This is a genomic window from Litchfieldia alkalitelluris (genome assembly GCF_002153425.1).
GTDB lineage: Bacteria > Bacillota > Bacilli > Bacillales > Salisediminibacteriaceae > Evansella > Evansella alkalicola.
Genome location: NZ_KZ119600.1, coordinates 2,111,051 through 2,131,719, shown reverse-complemented (window position 1 = coordinate 2,131,719; position 20,669 = coordinate 2,111,051). Strand labels below are relative to the sequence as shown.

The 20,669-nt window shown below is 36.5% G+C and carries 21 protein-coding genes; 1 reads left to right on the top strand and 20 read right to left on the bottom strand.

Translation table 11 applies throughout. The features are described 5' to 3' along the window. Positions 1–84: 84 nt before the first annotated feature. From BW724_RS10210 to BW724_RS10115, 19 genes are all read right to left on the bottom strand, one after another. Positions 85–654 carry a YpoC family protein gene (locus tag BW724_RS10210; protein ID WP_088075124.1) on the bottom strand — a complete coding sequence of 190 codons (570 nt, stop codon included), beginning with the start codon at positions 652–654 and terminating at the stop codon, positions 85–87. Continuing rightward, positions 651–1,310, bottom strand: coding sequence for an endonuclease III (nth, locus tag BW724_RS10205; protein ID WP_088075123.1), 660 nt, complete (start codon positions 1,308–1,310; stop codon positions 651–653). Before nth ends, BW724_RS10210 begins: the two co-directional genes overlap by 4 nt. A 22-nt stretch (positions 1,311–1,332) precedes the next feature. After that, positions 1,333–2,058, bottom strand: a complete 726-nt coding sequence (locus BW724_RS10200) for a DnaD domain-containing protein (RefSeq protein WP_088075122.1) — start codon at positions 2,056–2,058, stop codon at positions 1,333–1,335. Between the two features lie 1,062 nt (positions 2,059–3,120). Further along, on the bottom strand, positions 3,121–4,410 hold the full coding sequence (asnS, locus tag BW724_RS10190) for an asparagine--tRNA ligase (RefSeq protein ID WP_088077831.1): 1,290 nt from the start codon (positions 4,408–4,410) through the stop codon (positions 3,121–3,123). 104 nt (positions 4,411–4,514) lie between these two features. Continuing rightward, the gene (locus BW724_RS10185) at positions 4,515–5,138 is read right to left on the bottom strand and encodes a cell wall elongation regulator TseB-like domain-containing protein (protein WP_088075120.1); all 624 of its coding nucleotides are present in this window, start codon (positions 5,136–5,138) and stop codon (positions 4,515–4,517) included. Positions 5,139–5,150: 12 nt separating this feature from the next. Beyond that, a complete protein-coding gene (locus BW724_RS10180) occupies positions 5,151–5,336 on the bottom strand; it encodes a YpmA family protein (protein ID WP_088077829.1) in 186 nt (61 codons plus the stop codon). A 389-nt stretch (positions 5,337–5,725) separates the two neighbouring features. Next, a complete protein-coding gene (locus BW724_RS10175) occupies positions 5,726–6,604 on the bottom strand; it encodes a ComEC/Rec2 family competence protein (protein WP_088075119.1) in 879 nt (292 codons plus the stop codon). A gap of 41 nt (positions 6,605–6,645) precedes the next feature. Beyond that, complete coding sequence (dinG, locus tag BW724_RS10170; RefSeq protein ID WP_088075118.1) at positions 6,646–9,417, bottom strand: ATP-dependent DNA helicase DinG; 2,772 nt, start codon at positions 9,415–9,417, stop codon at positions 6,646–6,648. A gap of 31 nt (positions 9,418–9,448) precedes the next feature. Then, on the bottom strand, positions 9,449–10,507 hold the full coding sequence (locus BW724_RS10165; protein WP_088075117.1) for a tetratricopeptide repeat protein: 1,059 nt from the start codon (positions 10,505–10,507) through the stop codon (positions 9,449–9,451). Between the two features lie 66 nt (positions 10,508–10,573). Then, positions 10,574–10,957: an aspartate 1-decarboxylase gene (panD, locus tag BW724_RS10160; protein ID WP_088075116.1), complete on the bottom strand. Its 384-nt coding sequence runs from the start codon at positions 10,955–10,957 to the stop codon at positions 10,574–10,576. Position 10,958: 1 nt separating this feature from the next. Then, entirely contained in the window at positions 10,959–11,822 is an 864-nt protein-coding gene (panC, locus tag BW724_RS10155) for a pantoate--beta-alanine ligase (protein ID WP_088075115.1), read from the bottom strand. Further along, a complete protein-coding gene (gene panB / locus BW724_RS10150; RefSeq protein WP_088075114.1) occupies positions 11,819–12,652 on the bottom strand; it encodes a 3-methyl-2-oxobutanoate hydroxymethyltransferase in 834 nt (277 codons plus the stop codon). The genes panC and panB overlap by 4 nt, the downstream gene beginning before the upstream one ends. Before the next feature lie 473 nt (positions 12,653–13,125). Next, positions 13,126–14,094, bottom strand: coding sequence for a biotin--[acetyl-CoA-carboxylase] ligase (locus BW724_RS10145; RefSeq protein WP_088077827.1), 969 nt, complete (start codon positions 14,092–14,094; stop codon positions 13,126–13,128). Positions 14,095–14,111: 17 nt separating this feature from the next. Then, the gene (locus tag BW724_RS10140) at positions 14,112–15,284 is read right to left on the bottom strand and encodes a CCA tRNA nucleotidyltransferase (protein WP_088075113.1); all 1,173 of its coding nucleotides are present in this window, start codon (positions 15,282–15,284) and stop codon (positions 14,112–14,114) included. Positions 15,285–15,289: 5 nt separating this feature from the next. Next, positions 15,290–16,420 carry an N-acetyl-alpha-D-glucosaminyl L-malate synthase BshA gene (gene bshA / locus BW724_RS10135; RefSeq protein ID WP_088075112.1) on the bottom strand — a complete coding sequence of 377 codons (1,131 nt, stop codon included), beginning with the start codon at positions 16,418–16,420 and terminating at the stop codon, positions 15,290–15,292. A gap of 7 nt (positions 16,421–16,427) precedes the next feature. Further along, entirely contained in the window at positions 16,428–17,177 is a 750-nt protein-coding gene (gene bshB1 / locus BW724_RS10130; protein ID WP_235848940.1) for a bacillithiol biosynthesis deacetylase BshB1, read from the bottom strand. Next, positions 17,132–17,551, bottom strand: coding sequence for a methylglyoxal synthase (gene mgsA, locus BW724_RS10125; RefSeq protein ID WP_088075110.1), 420 nt, complete (start codon positions 17,549–17,551; stop codon positions 17,132–17,134). Before mgsA ends, bshB1 begins: the two co-directional genes overlap by 46 nt. Positions 17,552–17,572: 21 nt before the next feature. Beyond that, positions 17,573–18,367, bottom strand: a complete 795-nt coding sequence (dapB, locus tag BW724_RS10120; protein WP_088075109.1) for a 4-hydroxy-tetrahydrodipicolinate reductase — start codon at positions 18,365–18,367, stop codon at positions 17,573–17,575. Continuing rightward, the gene (locus BW724_RS10115; RefSeq protein ID WP_088077826.1) at positions 18,364–18,696 is read right to left on the bottom strand and encodes a nucleotide pyrophosphohydrolase; all 333 of its coding nucleotides are present in this window, start codon (positions 18,694–18,696) and stop codon (positions 18,364–18,366) included. The genes dapB and BW724_RS10115 overlap by 4 nt, the downstream gene beginning before the upstream one ends. Positions 18,697–18,876: 180 nt before the next feature. Here BW724_RS10115 and BW724_RS10110 point away from each other — a divergent pair, with 180 nt between their 5' ends. Next, positions 18,877–19,749 carry a YitT family protein gene (locus BW724_RS10110; protein WP_088075108.1) on the top strand — a complete coding sequence of 291 codons (873 nt, stop codon included), beginning with the start codon at positions 18,877–18,879 and terminating at the stop codon, positions 19,747–19,749. A 213-nt stretch (positions 19,750–19,962) separates the two neighbouring features. Here BW724_RS10110 and BW724_RS10105 read toward each other — a convergent pair whose 3' ends face one another. Further along, positions 19,963–20,652, bottom strand: a complete 690-nt coding sequence (locus tag BW724_RS10105; RefSeq protein WP_088075107.1) for a zinc metallopeptidase — start codon at positions 20,650–20,652, stop codon at positions 19,963–19,965. Between the last annotated feature and the right edge of the window lie 17 nt (positions 20,653–20,669).

Genomic DNA, 20,669 nt, shown 5'->3' with positions numbered 1-20,669 from the left:
TTTAGATCAAAAGTGAAAAAACTTATAAAAGTTATCTAGTAAAATGAGGTTGCCCCAATTGGGCAACCTCATTTTATGTGATACTTATTTTTTCGGTAGACTTCTGTTTAAAAATAGGGCCCATTTTTTATTTGACTCCTCATATAACTGACTCAGTTGCGTAAACGAGTGGTAGTGATCAGGAGACTTGAGAATAAAGGAGATTCGTTCTCCAAAGTTTACAGGACTATATTTCCAGTCTTCAAATTGTACTGTAAAATCTTGAAGATTGTATACAGGCTTTCCTTGAATCCAGTGAATGGTTTGAATGTATATAGCAATATGCTTTAACATCAGTGGTCTAGCCCCTATTCTGTCTCTTTGATGAAACATATTAGAGAGTTTTGGGAGTCCAGTATGCTGCCAAAAGTTTATGGCTTGTGTTTTTATTTCCTCACCTTCAAAATGCCATGGTGGAATAAAATCTACTATTTCATAACCACTCAACTTATGTTCATAATGTAATATATCATGAATGAAGTAAGCTTCCCCATCCCAAATCTCAGTGAGCTTTGTTTCATTCAATGTACCTGGTTTTTTTATCAATTGTTTATTTTCATAAAAGGGCAGTACTGCAAATGGTTCAGGTACAATGAGTGTATTGCTTAAAGTCATACAACAACTCCCCGCTTTTTCATCCTTTTCTTCCCTTCACGACATACCTCCAATAGTGGGCATTCAGGACATTGTGGTGATTGTGCTTTGCAATGATATCTACCAAAGAAGATCATGCGATGATGGGTGTCCGACCATTCTTCCATTGGGATTTTTCGCATTAATGTTTTTTCTACTTCTAAAACCGAGTCCTTCCACTTACATATTCCAAGTCGCTTACTTACTCTCTCAACGTGTGTATCAACAGCGATAGCAGGTTCACCAAAAGCAACTGAAGCAACAACGTTAGCTGTTTTTCGACCTACCCCAGCAAGCTTAACAAGTTCTGACTTCTCCGTTGGAATCTCTCCCCCATAGTCTTCTATTAATGATTGGCATAGCTTTTTAATGTTTTTTGCTTTACTACGGAATAATCCAATCTTTCTAATATCCTGTTCCAATTCCTCAAGGGGAGCTTGAATGTAATCTTCTGGTTCCTTATATTTGTCAAAAAGATGTGGTGTTACTTTGTTTACTAATGCATCGGTACATTGAGCTGATAGTACTACAGCAATGGTAAGCTCAAATGGATTGGAATGGGTTAGTTCACATTCTGCATTAGGAAACATCTCTCCCATTGTTTCTAAAACATACTCAATTTGTTTTTTAGTTAACATACCTTTCTTCCCCTATCATTTTTCAATATTTATCTGGCTTTAACCAATTATAATGTGGATGACGTACTTTTGACGATTCTGCTTTATTATCTGTTCTGCTTGTAGTTCCTTTTGATTTTTGTCGTATTCTTTCACCATGTAATTTTGCTTGTTGCACGGAGCGAATACCATTCTTTTTCCAATCAAATAAAATTCGGTCAATATATCGAAAACTTAACTTTCCAGAAACAACAGATTCCCTTAATGCAGCCTCTATCATTTCTGTTGCATGGCCATCTTCATCTAACCACATAGATATCATTTCCATCTCCATTGGAGACAATGGTCTAGAAAACTCCTCTTCAAAACGACGAAATAATTGACCTTCCACCATTTGTTTTGTTTGATTTGCTTGCTCCATACCTGAATTATCTAGAAATAATAGCATTTTTTCATATAAAGGTTTAATTGAAAATGCTTCTGATAGACGTCCATCAGAGTCTTGCTCTTCTTCAATAGTAAGGAAACCACGCTTAATTAGATTTTTTAGAAGGTTTGTGCATTCCGTTTCATCTACGCCCATTCTCTCTTGTAGCTGATTCGGTGTTGGAAATGAGTTACCTTCCTGTGAAAATTGATGTATGTGCATTAACAATAAGAATTGTTGGTCGTTAAGACCTATTTTTGTATAAGATGTAAAAATGGACGTTGGAATGAAAAATGGCTTGTCCATAAAAAGTGTTAATAATTGTTTTTCGTTTAAGTTCACTAGTACCACCTCACCTCAATATTATATCATGATCTAATGTCTCTCACATAAAATACGGTGGTTCTTTAATTTTTACTTTGATGCCATTCTTTATTATGTCTACCGGGAAAATACATCATATACATGATGTAATTGAACTCACGGCGAGCTACTATATTTGAATAATTCGAGGTCCCCTTCTCATAAAGGCTGGACCCACTCCGACCGATGAGCGATTAGGTATGAGATTTTGGTTTTTCTTTTTTTCATACCTGATCAAGGGCAGATCCGGTATGAGATTTTGATTTTTTTGTTTTTCATACCTGATCAAGCGTCGATCTGGTACGAGATTTCATTTTTTCTATTTTTCATACCTGATCAAGGGCAGATCCGGTATGAGATTTTGATTTTTTTGTTTTTCATACCTGATCAAGCGTCGATCTGGTACGAGATTTCATTTTTTCTATTTTTCATACCTGATCAAGGGCAGATCCGGTATGAGATTTTGATTTTTTTGTTTTTCATACCTGATCAAGCGTCGATCTGGTATGAGATTTCTTTTTTTTATTTTTCATACCTGATCAGGCTCCGATCTGGTATGAGATTTTGGTTTTTCTGTTTTTCATACCTGATTAAGGGCAGATCTGGTATGAGATTTTGATTTTTCTGTTTTTCATACCTGATCAAGCTCCGATCCGGTATGAGATTTTGATTTTTCTGTTTTTCATACCTGATCAAGCGTCGATTAGGTATGAGATTTCATTTTTTCTATTTTTCATACCTGATCAAGCGTCGATCTGGTATGAGATTTTGATTTTTCTATTTTTCATACCTGATCAAGCGTCGATCTGGTATGAGATTTCATTTTTTCTATTTTTCATACCTGATACGGACACATGGGTTATATAACGAAAAAAACGAGACAAATTCACTTTGTGAAAAGGTCTCGTTTTTGCAATATAATCTTAAGTATTCTCTCACTAAACGGAACTACTTATCCTAAGAGACAGTCTTTATCAATGCTCTGTTAAACTTGGTGCTCAATTTTACAACAAGTATTCGCCCTTACGAAGTTCTTTCTTATTATGGATATAGTCTGTTGAGCAAACGCGGGAATGGAATGGTTTCACGAACATGCTCTACTCCACACATCCAAGCTACAGTACGCTCTAAACCTAAACCAAAGCCTGAGTGAGGTACTGAACCATATTTACGTAAATCTAAATACCACTGGTAAGCGTCTAGTGATAAGTTATGCTCGTCATATCTTTGTTTAAGTAGTTCTTCATCATCTATTCTTTGGCTACCACCAATTATTTCACCATAGCCTTCTGGTGCAATTAAATCAGCACATAATACTACCTCTGGACGTTCTGGATGAGGCTTCATGTAAAATGCTTTGATTTCTGCTGGATAATTAGTAATGAATACAGGCTTATCATATTTTTCTGCTATAGCCGTTTCATGAGGAGCACCAAAATCTTCTCCCCACTTAATTTCATGACCATCTTTTTGAAGCATTTCAATAGCTTCATCATACGAAATTCTTGGGAAAGGTGCCTGAACCTTCTCTAATTTAGAAGTATCTCTTTCCAACGCTTTTAACTCTTGCTGGCAATTCTTAAGTACTGACTGGGCAATGTGAGATACGTATTTTTCTTGAACCTCTAAGCTTTCATCATGGTCCATAAATGCCATTTCAGGTTCTATCATCCAAAATTCAATTAAATGCCTTCGTGTTTTTGATTTCTCAGCACGGAAAGTTGGACCAAATGAAAATACTTTTCCTAATGCCATTGCAGCAGCTTCCATGTATAGCTGTCCACTTTGTGATAAAAAAGCTTCTTCATCAAAATACTTTGTATGAAATAAATTCGTTGTTCCTTCTGCTGAATTCCCTGTTAAAATTGGAGGATCAACTTTTGCAAATCCATTCTCATTGAAAAACTCATATGTAGCACGAATAATCTCATTCCTAACTTTCATTACTGCATGCTGTCTTCTTGAACGTAACCAAAGGTGTCGATGATCCATTAAAAATTCTGTGCCATGTTCCTTTGGTGTAATAGGATAATCAGTTGCTGCATGTATTATTTCTAATGAAGTTACTGTTAACTCATATCCTGACGGGGAACGTTCATCTTTTCTTACAACACCTGTAACGTACAAGGAGCTCTCTTGTGTTAATTCTTTAGCTTGCTTAAAGACCTCTTCATCTACTTCAGCTTTAACAACAACACCTTGTATGAAGCCTGTCCCATCCCTTAGTTGTAGAAATGCGATTTTCCCGCTGGAACGCTTATTCGCAAGCCAAGCTCCAATAGTTACTGTTTGATCTACATATTTCCCCACTTCTGAAATTGTTGTTTTCAACATTATTCCCTCCAAAACTTCATAAATCCTTTTATTTTACGCTTCATCCACTTACATATTATACAACTCTTAAAAAAAAGAAGTCAACGAACGTTATACTAGTATTACTTTCTGAACTGATAATGACGGATATAAGTCCCATCATGATAAGTCATATAATAAAAAGAATGTCTCTCATCATTATCTACATAAATTATTTCATATACGGGAGTGCTTCCAATGATACCTAAACTAATACTTTTTAGTTCATTGATATTTAAGCGATCTTGGATAATGGACCTTACATCTGAACTCGTTAAACCTTCGTTTTTAAGCCGTGTGATGATTTGGGGTTCCCTCTCCTTCTCAACATGATCTTGCTCCTCCATGTCCTCAGATTCATCAGTATCTTCTGTAACGTCAACTTCATTTTCAGTTGTGTCAGAAATGGGAATGTCATCAATCTCTATACTTCCTGGTTCTATATCTTCGTCCTCAATTAGTTCTTCCACCCACACAAAATGCTCGTTACCATCTTGATCTTTTCCTTCAAATACTTGGAAGGATCTCCTTCCGTGGAAGTAATTTACATAATTAACATCCAGGAGCTCTGTGTGATTTAAAACCAATTCTTTTGCTTCTTCCAACCTGTCCACCAATGGTTCAGAAGTAACCTGATAAACCTTAAAGCTTATACCTATTCCAATACTTAAAAATAATATGAAAATTGCTATAATCCATCCCTTCATCAACACACCCACTTACGTTTCATAAATAGTAACAATCATCTTTTCATGATCCTTTTCATCTAATGCCAGCCCAAACATTAAATCTCTATCTTTTAATGTTCGGTTTAACCCATCTACAACTTTATATAGGTCATGACACTTTTCAACCTTTATTGAATGTAATTTTGATATCCCTTTTTTATCCTCGTCTCGTTCCATTTCTTCAACCCCTTTTTGAACAGAAAACACTATACACATTACTCTTTCCCAACGTGGTGAAATATTGTCAATCATACTCTTCGTTCATCGGCAGATACTATTATTACCGCTCCAAAGAAAAGGATGATTGAGCGTGAGGGAAAACGAAATAAATAATGTAGCAACTAATCCCACAGCTGAATGGTATCAAAATGAGAAACATTTTATCTCCTTAAGGTCACCATATCGTCCCAATCATTTTAACACAATCAGCGTCAATTTTAGACAGACAAAATTTCCAGATCAAGTGAATTAAGTGTACATTTGAAAAAAAATTCAATTCTAACCTACACATTCACCCACAAAGCACCTGATGCACCTCAGGTGCTTTGCTTTGTTAATTTAAGCTACTAATTAAATGTGAGCCAGCTTTTTGGTAGGGAATTATTTTCACTTGCCCTAACTGTTATGACTTCATAGTCTTCCTCCATACATTTTATGGTTACGGAACCGATTCGAGCAGTTTGATAAACATCAATCCATGTTTCCTCTAATCTTTCTAAAACAAAATTACTTGGTGCGTCCTCTCCATTTTTGAAAATAACGGCAACTTGTGGATCTACCTCTTTAAGTAAATCCTCTGAAGTTCCTTGATCACTGCCGAAATCTGGAACCTTAAATACAGTTGATTTTAGGTCGTATTCTTTAACAAGCTCCTCCTCCACATTAAAATTTGCTACTGATAAATAAAGGAGTTTATTACTTCGGTGAGTAATGAAAAATGCAGAACCGCCTTCATCAATTCCTTTTAATTCTTCAACATACAGTATATCGATATGGATATTATCAAATAAAGAAAATGTGTCACCTTTTTTATATAAAGAAACATCTCCACTATACTTTTTTAATAGTGGTGCAAACTTTTTTTCCAATGATGCTGGTATGACAATCCTCTTCACTGGATAATTCTTAAGTATCCAGCTTATATTCCCAATATACTCAGCCTGTTTACTTGTTATCATTAATGTATCTATCGTATCAACGTGATACATACGCAAACGATCTTCTAATTCTTCCTGACTGTTACTATGTCCTGTATTAATTAACACAGATTGGTTCATCCCACCTTGAAGCAATGTTGCCTCTCCATGAGAAAGATCAAAAAAAGTGTACGCTACCTCATTTTGGCCTAAGTTTAATTCTACTTTATCAGCATGAACATAACTTATTGTAGATAAGAAAATGAAAAGGACAATTAAGCTACATAAAACTGGACGATATAATTGCATCCTATTCACTCCTTTCTGTTCGATCTGGGACAACATTAAAATTATAACCAATTTATCAAATTCATTTCCAATTTTTCCATAGAATCTTCAACTACATTAACAGGTGGCAAGGATTTAATAAAAGCTTTGCCGTATCTTGTCGTAACGATCCTACGGTCTAATACAATAACTACTCCCTTATCATGGGAGGTACGAATTAATCTACCAAATCCTTGTTTAAAACGAATGATCGCCTGCGGCAAAGCTAGCTTCATAAATGGGTTTTTTCCCTCTTGATTTAAAGCTTCCGCCTTTGCTTTATAAATTGGATCATTTGGAGGTGTAAAAGGTAGTCTTACTATAACAATGGCACTTAAATCTTTGCCAGGAATGTCCACACCTTCCCAGAAGCTGCTTGTACCTAATAGAATAGATTTCTCAAATTGCTGAAAGTTTTTCGTTAGCTTCGTACGGCTTCCTGTTTGAACCCCCTGGGCAATTAACACATACTCTTCACTAATAATTTCTTTTAATAAGTAATAGCTTCTTTTTAACATATCGTATGAGGTAAATAGTACAAGCATTTTTCCTTTTGTAACTTCAGCAATACGATACAACTGTAAAACAACAGATTCTATATATGCTTGTTCCCCAACATCATTAATTAAAGGCATATCCGTTGGAATCATTAGCTGCGCTTGACTCTTCCATTGAAATGGGGAATCCACTATTTTTGTTTTAACAGGAAAATCCTCTAACCCAAATCGTTGCATAATATAATCAAATTTATTATTAACTGATAGTGTTGCTGATGTTAATACAACACTATGTTTTTTATTAAAGAATTTGTCGGCTAAAATATCTGAAACATGAATCGGTTTACCTTGAACAAACACTGAATGCTTTGGTCCTTTTGTTTCCGCTTCTAGCCAATAAATCATTTCGTCATCTGGCCTTACTAGTAATGAATGAAAAACCTCGATTACGTCATTGGCACGGTCAAGATACTTACTGAGATTATCACTACGAGCATTATCCTTGAAGCTATCTACAACTGTATTTAAATTTCTTACGCTAGTTATCCATAACTCCATGTAATAAGAACACCTGTCGATGGCCTCCTTTACATTATGCCAATTAGAAGAATTACTATCAATTGTTGCAGTAATTCTGCCAGTTTCATTTTGGCTTCCATTTGCCTTCACAATATATTGGTGGAGTAGTAAAAAAAGATCAGACCATTCTTGTTTTAGCTCCTTTGAATTATCCTCTACTTCTTTCACGAGACTCTCGTCACTATCTGTAAAAAACTTAGTAAGGTGATCTAGTAATCCATCACTATCCTTCAAACCGAGTTCATTTAAGAGATGGGTTAAAGATAAGTAATCCAAATAATGCCCAAATTGTTCCGTTGCAGTGTCTTCTAGGTGATGCGCTTCATCAATAACGATGTCTTTATAGTTAGGAATTGCCTGATGATTGGCCATAATTTCAGAAAGGATCAGGGAATGATTTGTAATAAGAATGTTAGCCCCTTTAGCCTTTTTCCTTGCACGTTGGTAAAAACATTTAAAGAACCATGGGCATTTTGGGGAGGTACAAGTTAATGCATCACTTGCCACCTCGCTCCAAAATTTTCTTGATTTCCCTGCCAGATTAAGCTCTTCTACATCACCAGTTTCTGTCTCCGTTAACCATATTAATATTTGAGCTTTCGCAATAGTTCGCTCATATGATTCTATAGAATCATACAACAAAAGGTCTTCAAATTTTTTCAAACATATGTAATGACTTCTCCCCTTTAAAACGGCAGTGGAAATTGGAAAGGGAAGAAGCATTTTAAGTGTGGGCACCTCTTTTTTAGCTAGCTGCTCCTGTAGTTGAGTAGTGTAAGTACTTATAACAACTGGCTTACCAGTTTCAATAGAACGAAAAGCTGAAGGTATGAGATATGCCAGAGTTTTACCAGTTCCTGTCCCAGCTTCAATCAAACCAAATTCACTATCCTGAAATGATTCATTAACAAATTCCATCATCTCTAATTGACCTTGTCTCAATTCATACCCTGCCATTTTCTCACTAAACCATGTTTTATCGGTTAGGAATTCGTCATGGAAGGTCTGATAATCTTTTTCTAAAATCGTCTGTGAGCAATCTTCCTCACCTTCTAGATCCCTTATAAATGCAATTCCTCGATAACTTTCAAAACGTTCAAGGTCTGTAACGCTATTCTCTAACCATACATGTAATAAGGAGTTAATATTGCTTTTCAAATATTGCTTCATCTTATTTAGTTGTATTAAGGGTTCAGTAGGTAAACTCGAAAGCTTCCTAATGATTTCTAATAACAATTGAGCCGTAGCTTCCGCATCACTGTCAGCGCGATGGGGCTCATTGTGATCTACTGAAAAACTCTCTGAGAGCTGAGATAACTTGAATCCATCTGAAGTTGGAAACGCTATTCTAGAAAGCTCTACAGTATCAATCACTGGTCCATTAAATGGATCATAACCTGTACCAACAATCTCATCATTAATAAAATTCAAATCAAAGTCCACATTATGAGCCACAAAAAAAGCACCATCAAGTGCTTTTAATAACTTTGGCACAATCTCTCCGAAAGTGGGAGCATTCTTCACTAATTCATCATTAATATTCGTTAATGATTGAATAAAAGGTGGAATTTCCCTATTCGGATTCAAATATGTGGAATACCTATCGATTACTTTTTTATTTTCAATAACAACGTAAGCCAGCTGTATTATTCTATCCCCTTTTGTATAAGAGACACCTGTCGTCTCCACATCAATAACTACAAAACGTACCGATTCCATCTTATTTCCTCCAACATCTATCTCTTCTCCACTACAAGGTTGATTCACTACATATTTTATCTAAGAGTGGATGCGACAAACCTAAAGACTGTACTTTATCCTTAACGCTCACAAGCATATCGTCATCCCATTTTATTAGTAACCATATAAAGGAAATCCAAGCGTTAATTTCATAAGGGTTTTCTGTTAAAAACTTAGTAAAAGTCTCCTTCGATTTTCCCCTTTCATCCATTAACCCATATATCCAGGCTAAACCATGCTCAATCGCAGGTTTTTCATACCCTAATTCATTCATACGCTCATAACAATACAATGAGCAAGAAAACAGTTCTTTTTCTTCAAATTCAACTGCGAGAGTTAGGAGTAAATCCTTCGAATCAAACTCCTGCACTGCGTTATACCACGTTTCCATTCCATTCGTTCTATCACCTATCTCAAAATAACACTTACCTAACCAATAATACCCTTCTGCATCCCCTTCTCCTGAATCCACTACCTTTTTGAAATATGGTAGGGCTTGTTTCGGCATATCAAGTAGTAAATAACAGATGCCTAAATTATACACTACATCTGGGTTAAATTGCAGTGCTTCCGCTTTTTCAAAATAAGTTATTGCTTGTTCCATATCCTCTGTTCTCCCTGATTCAATACCTAAGCCAAGGAAAGCAAAATGCTTTTCAAGGGCATCTGTGGTCTGTTGAACAGTTGTAAGGAAGCATTCCTTTGCTTTACTATCTTCATTCATATATAGATGTGAAAACCCTTTATACAAATATATTCTTGCGGGGTGGGGGTGTATCATAAGCTCATGATTTAACTCTTCAATTGCTTTTTCGTATACTCCTAAATGGAAATAGCTGATACCTTGTACATCATCAACCGCGTTTTTGCTAAAAGAAAGTGGTGCTTTATGCAATAACTTTTCTTTCACCTCATCAAGGAGTTCTAACTGCTCACTCCAAACTTCCAGCATTTTATCATGGGCATGGGATAAATGCTTTATCCAGTACTCCTTCTCATTTTCTGAAAGTTGATGCTGATTTTGGAGCAACCATTGGCATAACTCTTCCCATTTTTTTTCTGAGTACAAAAAAATCCCTCCTATAAAACACCTACATATAAACAGTGTTCCATAATAGGAGGGGTATCTATACAATTAACGTAAAGTTGATGCTGGTTCAGTACCCATCATTTCAATAATGTCATTATCCTCGTTTAGAATGGCTACTTTAGGTTTGTGAGTCTTGCATTCCTCTTCTGTCATCCATTTATATGAAATAATGATGACTGAATCCCCTGGTTGAACCAGTCTTGCAGCTGCACCATTGAGACAAATTGTTTTAGAACCTTCTTTTCCTTGAATCACATATGTTTCAAGTCTTGCTCCATTATTATTATTAACAACTTGGACCTTTTCATTTTCTAATATTCCTACTGCGTCCATTAAATTTTTATCAATGGTAATGCTACCTACATAATTTAAATTCGCTTCTGTCACTGTTGCTCGATGAAGCTTTCCGCTCATCATTTCTCTATACATGCTAGTCTCTCCCCTCGTTTACATTGATAATGATATTATCTATCAATCTAGCTTTTGAATACTTTACTGCTACTGCTATCAATAGTTCTCCTGATAGCTGTTGCGGGTGTTCGAGGGTTGGAAAACTTAGTACTTCCCCGTAATCAACCTTAGCAGACAATTCTTTCGTTAGCTTTTCTGTCAAAAACTGTTTTACTTGTTGCACAGAAGGCCTCATATCTCCGAGTATAACATCTTTTGTTTCCATTAATACTTTATATATTTTCGGCGCTTCTTCTCGTTCAACTTCCGATAAGTAAACGTTTCGAGAGCTTTTTGCAAGACCATCATTTTCCCTAAGAGTAGGGCATCTAACAATTTCCAAATCTAGATGGAAATCTGAAACCATTCTCTCTATCACTGCAACTTGCTGTGCGTCCTTCATTCCAAAATACGCCTTATCTGGTGTAGTAATAGAAAATAACTTCATCACCACTGTGGCTACACCATCGAAATGGCCAGGCCTATTTACACCACACAGTACGTCTGTTCCTTCATGCACAGTGATCGTAGCACTCATTTTCTTTGGATACATTTCATTTATCGAAGGATGAAAAATAGCATCTACACCATGTTCCTCTGCTAATTTTGAGTCTTTTTCATAATTTCTCGGATAATCTTCAAAGTCTTCTCCTTCTCCAAATTGCAGTGGATTAACAAAGATACTGAGAATAACAAGGTCATTTTCCCTTTTTGCAGCGTCAATTAAAGAAAGGTGACCTTCATGTAAAAATCCCATGGTTGGTACAAAACCAATGGTTTTTCCATTTAATTTATTTGTTTTAATCCAGTTTCTTATTTCTGATATTGTATGAAACGTATTCATTTCATTCCTCCGTAAAGCTGTTGGACCGATTCTATTGGTTGGAACACATGCTTCTCTTCTGGAAACTTCCCATGCTTCACAGTTTCATTGTATTCCTTCAATGCTTCTTGGATTGTATTAGAGACATTACCGTAGCGCTTAACAAATTTAGGGACATGTCCTTGTGTGTATCCAATTAAGTCGTGAAAAACGAGTACTTGACCATCTGTATATCGGCCAGCACCGATCCCAATAACTGGAATTGATAATGTTTCAGTAACCAATCCTGCTAGTTCTTCAGGCACACATTCTAATACGAGCATGGACACCCCAGATGCTTCCGCTTTTTTAGCATCAGCCAATAACTTCTCTGCATCCTCTTTATTTTTCCCCTGAACTTTATAGCCTCCAAGAACTCCAACAGTTTGTGGTGTAAGCCCAAGGTGAGCAACCACAGGTACTCCAGCATCAATCAAAAGCTTAGCTGTTTCAAGTACCGCTCCCCCGCCTTCCATTTTTACGGCATCGGCACCAGCATCTTGTACAAGCTTTTTGACATTTTCAATCGTCTCTGAAATAGTTCCGTGATAGGATAAAAAAGGCATATCAGTTACAACAAAGGTGTCTTTAGCTCCCCTTTTAACCGCTTTCGTATGGTGGACCATATCATCAACTGTTACTGGAACTGTTGAATCATATCCAAGAACGACCATCCCTAATGAATCTCCTACTAAAATCACATCAAGATTAGCTTCCTCCACAAGCTTTGCACTTGGGGCATCATAAGCTGTTACCATCGTAATCTTTTCATTTTCCAGTTTCATTTTTCTAAAATCAGCAGTTGTTTTCATTTTTACTCTCCTTTCTTATTGTGCTGAGAAGAAGGGAGACAAAATAAGATAATAAAATCTACATTTTTTATACTGTGTTTTAGTTTTTTGCTAACGAATTTGCCATGAAACATTAACTCTACGATACTCCTGCGGAAAAACGGGCCAAACGAGACCCCGCAGAGTGCTTTTCTCGAGGAGGCTTGTTGGTTCGTCCGCGGAAAGCGAGTAGATTAATTTTGAAATGGTATTAGCAGTACCAAATTTAAAACTAAGATAAAAGTATAAAAAAATCCTTCTCCCGATGGAAGAAGGTGGATTTTATCACTCCAAAGAAAAAGGAATAGACTACTCCGTTTATCCTTGTCATACCCTCTGTCCCAGTCCCTGTGGATCAAGGCAGAATTACTAGTAATACATATTCATTTGTTAATGAAAGGTACAGTTCCTATGGATACTGCCCAAACCGAGTATAACAAAAAAATGTGGATCTGTTAATCCTTTGGTATTGTTATATCTCCTGAATATATATGATGAACCTTCCCATTGTCATCTCGCAGTATTAAAACGCCTTCATCATTAATACCCTCTGCTATACCAGTCAATCTTCCTTGAGCTGTGGTGGCAACAATTTTTTTTCCAATAGAAATAGCGTTCACTTCCCAAAGGGGCTTAATGAATGAAAACCCTTTAGCCAAATAAGCTTCATACAACCACTGGAACTCATTAAGAATTTGGATAATAAGTTCTGAACGCTCAACCTGTTCTCCTCTTGCTTTGGCTAGTGAAGTTGCTATATTAGCTATTGAGCTTGGAAAATCGGTTTGATTCACATTAATACCAATTCCTATAATGACAGATTTAATACGATCAGGATCAGCTTGCATTTCAGTTAAAATGCCACAAACTTTTTTTCCATCCACTAATATGTCGTTAGGCCATTTAATTTCTGAAGAAATACTACATACACTTGAGATGGCCCGAGTTACGGCTACAGCCGCTAATAATGTTAATTGGGGTGCTTCACGGAGTGTTATCTCAGGTTTTAATATTAAACTCATCCATATTCCTTTATCCTTTGGTGAAAACCAGTCTCTCCCTAATCTTCCCCTACCACTAGTCTGTTCGTTAGCAATGACGACAGTACCAGAACCAGCCCCTTGATTTATAAGTTTCTGGGCGATGTTTTGCGTCGATTCTACTTCTTCATGGTAACTAATTTCCTTGAAAAGATGGTCGTTTCCAAGTCTTGAACGAATTTCATGGTCACTTAGGTGGTTTGATATACTTACTAACTTATATCCCTTATTGGAAACAGCCTCAATGACGTATCCATCTTCCCTTAGTGCCTTAATATATTTCCATACCATTGTACGACTACAAGATAGTTCAGAGCTGATTTTTTCACCAGAGATATACTGACCGTTAATCTCTCGCAACAGTTTAAGTACTTTCGCTTTCATGGCCATCACCTCATAGATTACTTCTTGGTTTGTTCTCTCATTTTGACCCATTCAAGTATGATCACTTCATCATTTTCCATATCGCGATTTATTACTGATTTTTCAATCAATTCTAAAGTTTGCCCTATCCATATACCTGACATATCAGGGAATTTTTTTTTCAACATATTCCCATCAATCGCCAACTCTCTTTTATTTTTAATTGGCAGACTATTGTATCTATTAAGGTATGTCTTTGTACTTCCGAAAGCTTCTTTGTTGAAAAAAAGAATAAGCTTTTCTGTTACATCAAGGCACTCGTCTCCAAGTAGGTACAAATCATAGTCCTTCATTTCTTCATGTAATCCCTTATTTATTGCTTCAATTATTTTGATGACTCTATTTTCAATCTTTTTAGATCTTTTATATCTTCTTAGTACTCCCATTGACTTTTGTAAATCCTGTGAATAGGCTGCAAGACTCCAAAATTCTAATATTCCTTGAATAAAAAAAGTATCATTTTTTTCTAAAGATGATAAAATGTTTTCCTTATTAGAAAAAATATCACCAAGGCTTCTTATTACTTTATTTGTTATGAGGAATGACAATGATTTGGGTGTTAGTCTAGTAGTTGCAATTTTATCCAATTCTCCTGCAATACGTTCTATAGCAGGTTGCTGGATTATATCCGCATTTCCCTCTATAAATTTCGTGACTTCATCTTCCAAAATAAAATCGAGCTGAATCGAAAATCGAATTGCCCTGAGAAGTCTCAATGGATCATTAAAAAAAGTTTCTTGAGTATTACCAACAGTTTTCAGCACTTTTTTATCTATGCTATCTTTTCCATTGAAAGGATCAACGATAGTACCGTCCCTGTTCATTGCCATGGCGTTGCATGTAAAATCTCTCAGGGACAAATCCTCCTCAAGGCTCTTCTCATGTAATGGGGCTTTTGTTCTATATTCACTGACTTCTATCCCTTTACCTTTTATAGGAATAATGATAGTACCATGATTTATCCCCACATCGTGTGTTTTTGGAAAGATGCTCTTTAAATCTTGAGGACTAGCATTCGTACAAACATCAACGTCACGGATAGGTCGTCCCATCCATTTATCACGAACAGCACCACCTACCACATATGCCTCGAATCCCGCCTTCTTTAGGGCTTCCACAACTACTAAACCTGCTTCTTCCCAACTAATCATTGTCCTCACAATCCTTCTAGGGCTTGATGATATATATCCTCGTATTGCCTTACGATTTTTTCCAGATGGAAATCCTCTGTTACTTTATTTACTGCATATTCGGACATTTCTTGATGGAGCTTATCATCGGTTAAAATTTGAATTGCCCTTTTAGTAATCGATTCAATATCACCTAATGGACAAATAAACCCATTTTTACCATCTTCAATAACCTCAGGGATTCCGCCTATATTTGTTCCAATGACAGGCACTCCGCACGCCATCGCTTCTAATAAAACTAAGCCAAAACTTTCCTTTTCAGATAAAAGAAGCTTTAAATCGCAAATAGCAAGGAGTTCTGCGATACGTTTTTGACTTCCTAAAAGCTTGATTTTATGGAGTATACCTAACCTTTTTGCTTGGTCCTGTATAACAGGTAGATCAGGTCCTTCTCCAACAAGTAGTAAAACAGAATCAATGTCCTTTTGAATTTCATAAAACGACTGGATGACATCTGGAGCTCTTTTAACTTTTCTAAAATTTGAAATATGTATAATCACTTTTTGGGTAGAGCTTATACCCAATGCCTCCCTAAAATTACTCTCTCTCTTGGGGCTATATTCTCGGTCATCAATAAAATTATAAATAGTTGAAATATCTTTTTCTGTTGATAACAGGTCCTGAGTTTGTTTTACTAGATCATTGGAAACAGCAGTGACTTTGTCTGAACGCTCAATTCCGAAGCGAATCATGTCAGATAAAGACGGATCATACCCTAGTACTGTAATATCTGTGCCGTGTAGCGTTGTAACTACTTTCAAGTGGTCTCCTACCATCTCCTTTGCTAAAAATGCACTGATGGCATGCGGTATGGCATAATGGACATGTAGTATATCTAATTCTTCTCGTTTTGCAATTTCCGCCATCTTACTAGCTAGTGCAATATCGTAAGGGGGATATCGAAAAACTGAATATTGATTTACTTCTACCTCATGAAAGTAAATATTCTCGTTGCAACCATTTAAACGAAATGGAATACTAGATGTAATAAAGTGCACTTGATGACCTTTCTCAGCAAGTGCTTTCCCCAATTCTGTTGCCACAACACCTGATCCTCCAACCGTTGGATAACAAGTAATGCCTATTTTATATCTCATTTATTTATTACTCTCCTAATACATTATGAATGACAACTGGTTTGTCTGATAAGAAACCTTCCCCATATTCCACACCAACTTCTTTACCTATCACCTTTTCTCTTCCACGCAATTGCTCTAAATAACCAGTATTTAGAGGAGTAGCGATTTCACCCTCTTGAGGTTGAAATTGTGACTTAAAGCAAGCTAATGCTTCCATCTTTTTATCGATATAATTTGAAATATCGATTACGAATTGAGGTCTCATGATCCCATTAATCTGATAATAAAATAATTCACTTGGTCTAAAGGGACTATTTTCACCCTCCATATATTTCTTGATCCCTGCAGAAAAAACAGCTTCCTTTACTATAGTGGAACAATGTCCATGATCAGGATGGCGATCAGTCTTATTAGGGGCAAACACTATTTTAGGTCGATATTTACGTATTTCATGAACAATTGCTCTGATACAAGCTTGCCGATGTTCAAGCAATTCCCTGTCAGGAAACTCATATTGTATTCTAGTCTTTACATGTAGGACTGATGCAGCTTGCTCTGCTTCCTCTTGGCGTATTTCCACTGTTCCGTTAGAGGATAATTCAGCCTTAGTTAAGTTTAGAATACCTGTTTTATAACCTAAATGCGCATACTTAAGTAGGGTGCCACCCATCCCGATTTCAACATCATCTGGATGGGCGCCGATAGCTAGAATATCTAACTGATCCACCATTACTTCCCTTCTTCCTTTCTTTGCTCCTTTACAACTTCCCGCCATTGAAAATCTCCACGCTCTAAACCACGGAGTAATATTTCAGCTGTTGCCATATTCGTCGCAAGGGGAATACTATATACATCGCACAATCGAATTAAGGCACTAATATCTGGTTCATGTGGTTGTGCTGTTAACGGATCTTTGAAAAAGATGACACAATCCATTTCATTTTCAGCAATTTTTGCTCCAATCTGCTGATCTCCACCTAGGGGACCAGACTGAAAACGGTTGACTTTTAACGATGTACTTTCCATAATTCTTGTACCTGTTGTTCCTGTGGAATATAGGGTATGCTCCTTTAAAACTTCCTCATAAGCAGTAACAAATTGAACAATATTATCTTTCTTTTGGTCATGTGCGATAAAAGCAATATTCATTTGGTTTCTCTCTCCCTTATCCTATTCAATAATATGTTCTAATCCATAAACAAGCACATCTAGCTTTAAGACGGTTTCACACGCAAGCTTAATTCCAGGCATAAATCCTGTACGGTTTAAAGAATCGTGTCGAATTTTAAGTGTTTGTCCTTCCCCACCAAAAATAACCTCTTGATGAGCTACTAAACCTGGGAGTCTCACGCTGTGAATTTTCATTCCTTGGAAGTCTGCTCCCCTTGCACCTGGAAGTTGCTCTTCTTCCTCAGGATGACCTTGTTTCTGTGCTTCTCGAACTTCGGCAATCATTTGTGCTGTTTTTACTGCCGTACCAGATGGAGCATCAAGTTTTCTATCATGATGCTGTTCAATAATTTCAACGTTAGGCATATAACGAGCAGCCATTTGTGAAAATTTCATCATTAAAATCGCACCGATGGCAAAGTTTGGTGCAATGATTGCACCGATCTTTTTCTCAGCTGCGATATCTGATAATTCCTTCACATCTTCTTCCGAAAATCCAGTTGTACCTACGACAGGGCGTACACCATAATCAAATGCTGCTAACATGTGCCTTTTCCCAGCTTCAGGAGCCGTTAAGTCAATGAGTACGTCACATTCCACTTTTTGAAAGCATTCTGCAATGTCTTCATAAACTGGTACGTCTAAATCCATCATACCAGGTACATCTTTCATTTTCATGCCATCATAACCTATATCCACTACAGCCACTAATTCAAAGTTAGAATCACTGTTTACCATTTTAACTGCTTCACTTCCCATATTACCTCGTGCGCCTGCTACAACAACGTTAATCAATTTTCATTCTCTCCTTTTTCCTCAATTCTTGTCCAACGGTCTTTATCCCGTGTACGAAATTTTTCCATCACAATGTGAAATGCCTCTTCCATATCAATATCGAGGGAATTAGCGAGGCAGACAAGTACAAAAAAGATATCCCCTAATTCTTGTTCAATTGTTTTCTCTCCTTCTGAATCTTTCTTAGGTTTCTCCCCATAATAGTGATTAATCTCTCGAGCTAATTCACCCATTTCTTCCGTTAACCTAGCCATCATTGCAAGTGGGCTAAAATAGCCTTCTTTAAACTGACTGATATATGTATCTACTTCTCTTTGAATTTCATGCATAGATTTATCCTTCAATTAGTTGTCCACCTCTTTCATTCATCTCTTCATATTACCACATAAAAACATGTTAGCGAAAACATCGAGTTTTGACAAATTTTAATACATTATTATTAAAAATTTGAAGCCTAAATCCTAAAGCATTATAATGAAGCAATTGAGAGAAGTAAGGAGGGCTAAAGCATGTTTGGTTCCATTAAAGTCAGAAATATTCTAGTCATTATGCTTGGTGCAGCAATTATGTCATTCGGTCTTGTATATTTTAATATGCAAAATAATCTTGCAGATGGTGGTTTTACTGGCATTACGTTAATACTCTACTTTATGTTTAATATTAACCCTGCATATTCCAACCTTATTCTCAACATTCCCCTATTTATAATAGGTTGGAAAGTTCTTGGTAAAAATGCATTCATATACACCATTATCGGTACTGTATCCGTTTCTTTATTCTTATGGATTTTTCAATATTATCCCGTTGTTTACGTTCCGTTATATGATGACCTTACGTTAGCAGCCTTATTTGCTGGTGCATTTATCGGTGCTGGTTTAGGTATTGTATTCCGAGTAGGTGGCACTACTGGTGGTGTTGACATTATAGCTAAGCTAGGATTTAAATATTTTGGTTGGAGTATGGGAAGAACGATGTTCGTTTTTGATGCTATAGTTATCACAAGCTCCCTCGTCTATTTAAATTATCGGGAAGCGATGTATACATTACTTGCTGTATTTGTTGCAGCAAAAGTAATCGACCTAATCCAACAAGGTGCATATTCTGGAAAAGCTGCCATGATTATCTCTGACCACACAACAGAGATAGCCGCAAGTATATTAAAGCAAATGGACCGTGGTGCAACCATTTTAAAAGGGAAAGGTACTTTCACTGGGGTAGAGCGTGAAGTTTTATATTGTGTAGTAGGCAAAAATGAAGTTGTCCGCTTAAAAAGTTTAATCGCTAAGGTTGACCCTCATGCTTTTGTTACTTTAGGAGATGTTCAAGACGTTATGGGAGAAGGCTTTACTTTTGATGAAAATAAACGCCCATTTGAGGATTAAAAACGATAATTTAAATAAAAATAAGAAGCTGAGGACAAAAGTGTTTTACCATTTGAAGTATCGAACATTCGCAACGGAGTATTTCACTCTAGTTGACAAATGCTCGCATTTCCAGATAAACACTTAATTAATGTCCCAGCTTCTTCTTTTGTTATCAGCTCAGTAAAGCTGTATTATGATTTTTTGCTATAAGCTACTTGCTCATCGTAGTCATTAATCACGGTTCATTGCTAAAAACATCATGATAAATCTTACAAGTTCCAATACTGCAACTAGGGCAGCAGCTACATAGGTTAATGCGGCAGCATCAAGGACTTTTTTTGTTCTTTTTTCTTCATCATTTCGAATTACACCTGCTGAGACGACTTGTTCCATTGCACGACTAGACGCATTAAACTCCACAGGTAACGTTACTAACTGAAATAATACGGCAAAGGACATAAACGCAATCCCTAACAATAATAGACCAGATGCTTCCATGAGAATTCCACCAAGAATGATAAAAATAGCTGTGTTAGAACCAAAATTAGCTATTGGTACAAGGGAATGACGGAATCTAAGAAATGCATAATCTTCCGCATCCTGCATTGCGTGTCCTACTTCATGGGCTGCAACAGCAGCACCTGCTACAGAATTACCATAATAATTATTTTCTGAAAGTCTTACAGCTTTTTTTCTAGGATCGTAATGATCAGTTAATTGTCCCTTTACTGGCTCTACTGTCACATTATACAATCCATTATTATCCAAAATCTTCCTCGCTACTTGTGCACCACTCATCCCAGAAGATGATGCAATTCGCGAATATTTACTATATGCACTTTTTACTTTCATCTGCGCCCAAATTGGTATCAGAATTAATGCGGCTAAATAAACTAGATACCCACCGAATGTTTCAAACATAGCCCTTCCTCCTAATA

Coding starts and splice junctions, on each gene's coding strand:
- panD (WP_088075116.1), bottom strand. CDS start 10,957: ATGTATAGAGAAATGATGAGCGGAAAGCTTCATCGAGCAACAGTGACA.
- bshB1 (WP_235848940.1), bottom strand. CDS start 17,177: ATGGCGGGAAGTTGTAAAGGAGCAAAGAAAGGAAGAAGGGAAGTAATG.
- BW724_RS10180 (WP_088077829.1), bottom strand. CDS start 5,336: ATGGAACGAGACGAGGATAAAAAAGGGATATCAAAATTACATTCAATA.
- panC (WP_088075115.1), bottom strand. CDS start 11,822: ATGAATACGTTTCATACAATATCAGAAATAAGAAACTGGATTAAAACA.
- mgsA (WP_088075110.1), bottom strand. CDS start 17,551: ATGAATATTGCTTTTATCGCACATGACCAAAAGAAAGATAATATTGTT.
- BW724_RS10105 (WP_088075107.1), bottom strand. CDS start 20,652: ATGTTTGAAACATTCGGTGGGTATCTAGTTTATTTAGCCGCATTAATT.
- BW724_RS10175 (WP_088075119.1), bottom strand. CDS start 6,604: ATGCAATTATATCGTCCAGTTTTATGTAGCTTAATTGTCCTTTTCATT.
- BW724_RS10185 (WP_088075120.1), bottom strand. CDS start 5,138: ATGAAGGGATGGATTATAGCAATTTTCATATTATTTTTAAGTATTGGA.
- BW724_RS10145 (WP_088077827.1), bottom strand. CDS start 14,094: ATGAAAGCGAAAGTACTTAAACTGTTGCGAGAGATTAACGGTCAGTAT.
- BW724_RS10110 (WP_088075108.1), top strand. CDS start 18,877: ATGTTTGGTTCCATTAAAGTCAGAAATATTCTAGTCATTATGCTTGGT.
- dinG (WP_088075118.1), bottom strand. CDS start 9,417: ATGGAATCGGTACGTTTTGTAGTTATTGATGTGGAGACGACAGGTGTC.
- BW724_RS10140 (WP_088075113.1), bottom strand. CDS start 15,284: ATGATTAGTTGGGAAGAAGCAGGTTTAGTAGTTGTGGAAGCCCTAAAG.
- nth (WP_088075123.1), bottom strand. CDS start 1,310: ATGTTAACTAAAAAACAAATTGAGTATGTTTTAGAAACAATGGGAGAG.
- bshA (WP_088075112.1), bottom strand. CDS start 16,420: ATGAGATATAAAATAGGCATTACTTGTTATCCAACGGTTGGAGGATCA.
- panB (WP_088075114.1), bottom strand. CDS start 12,652: ATGAAAACAACTGCTGATTTTAGAAAAATGAAACTGGAAAATGAAAAG.
- BW724_RS10115 (WP_088077826.1), bottom strand. CDS start 18,696: ATGCATGAAATTCAAAGAGAAGTAGATACATATATCAGTCAGTTTAAA.
- BW724_RS10210 (WP_088075124.1), bottom strand. CDS start 654: ATGACTTTAAGCAATACACTCATTGTACCTGAACCATTTGCAGTACTG.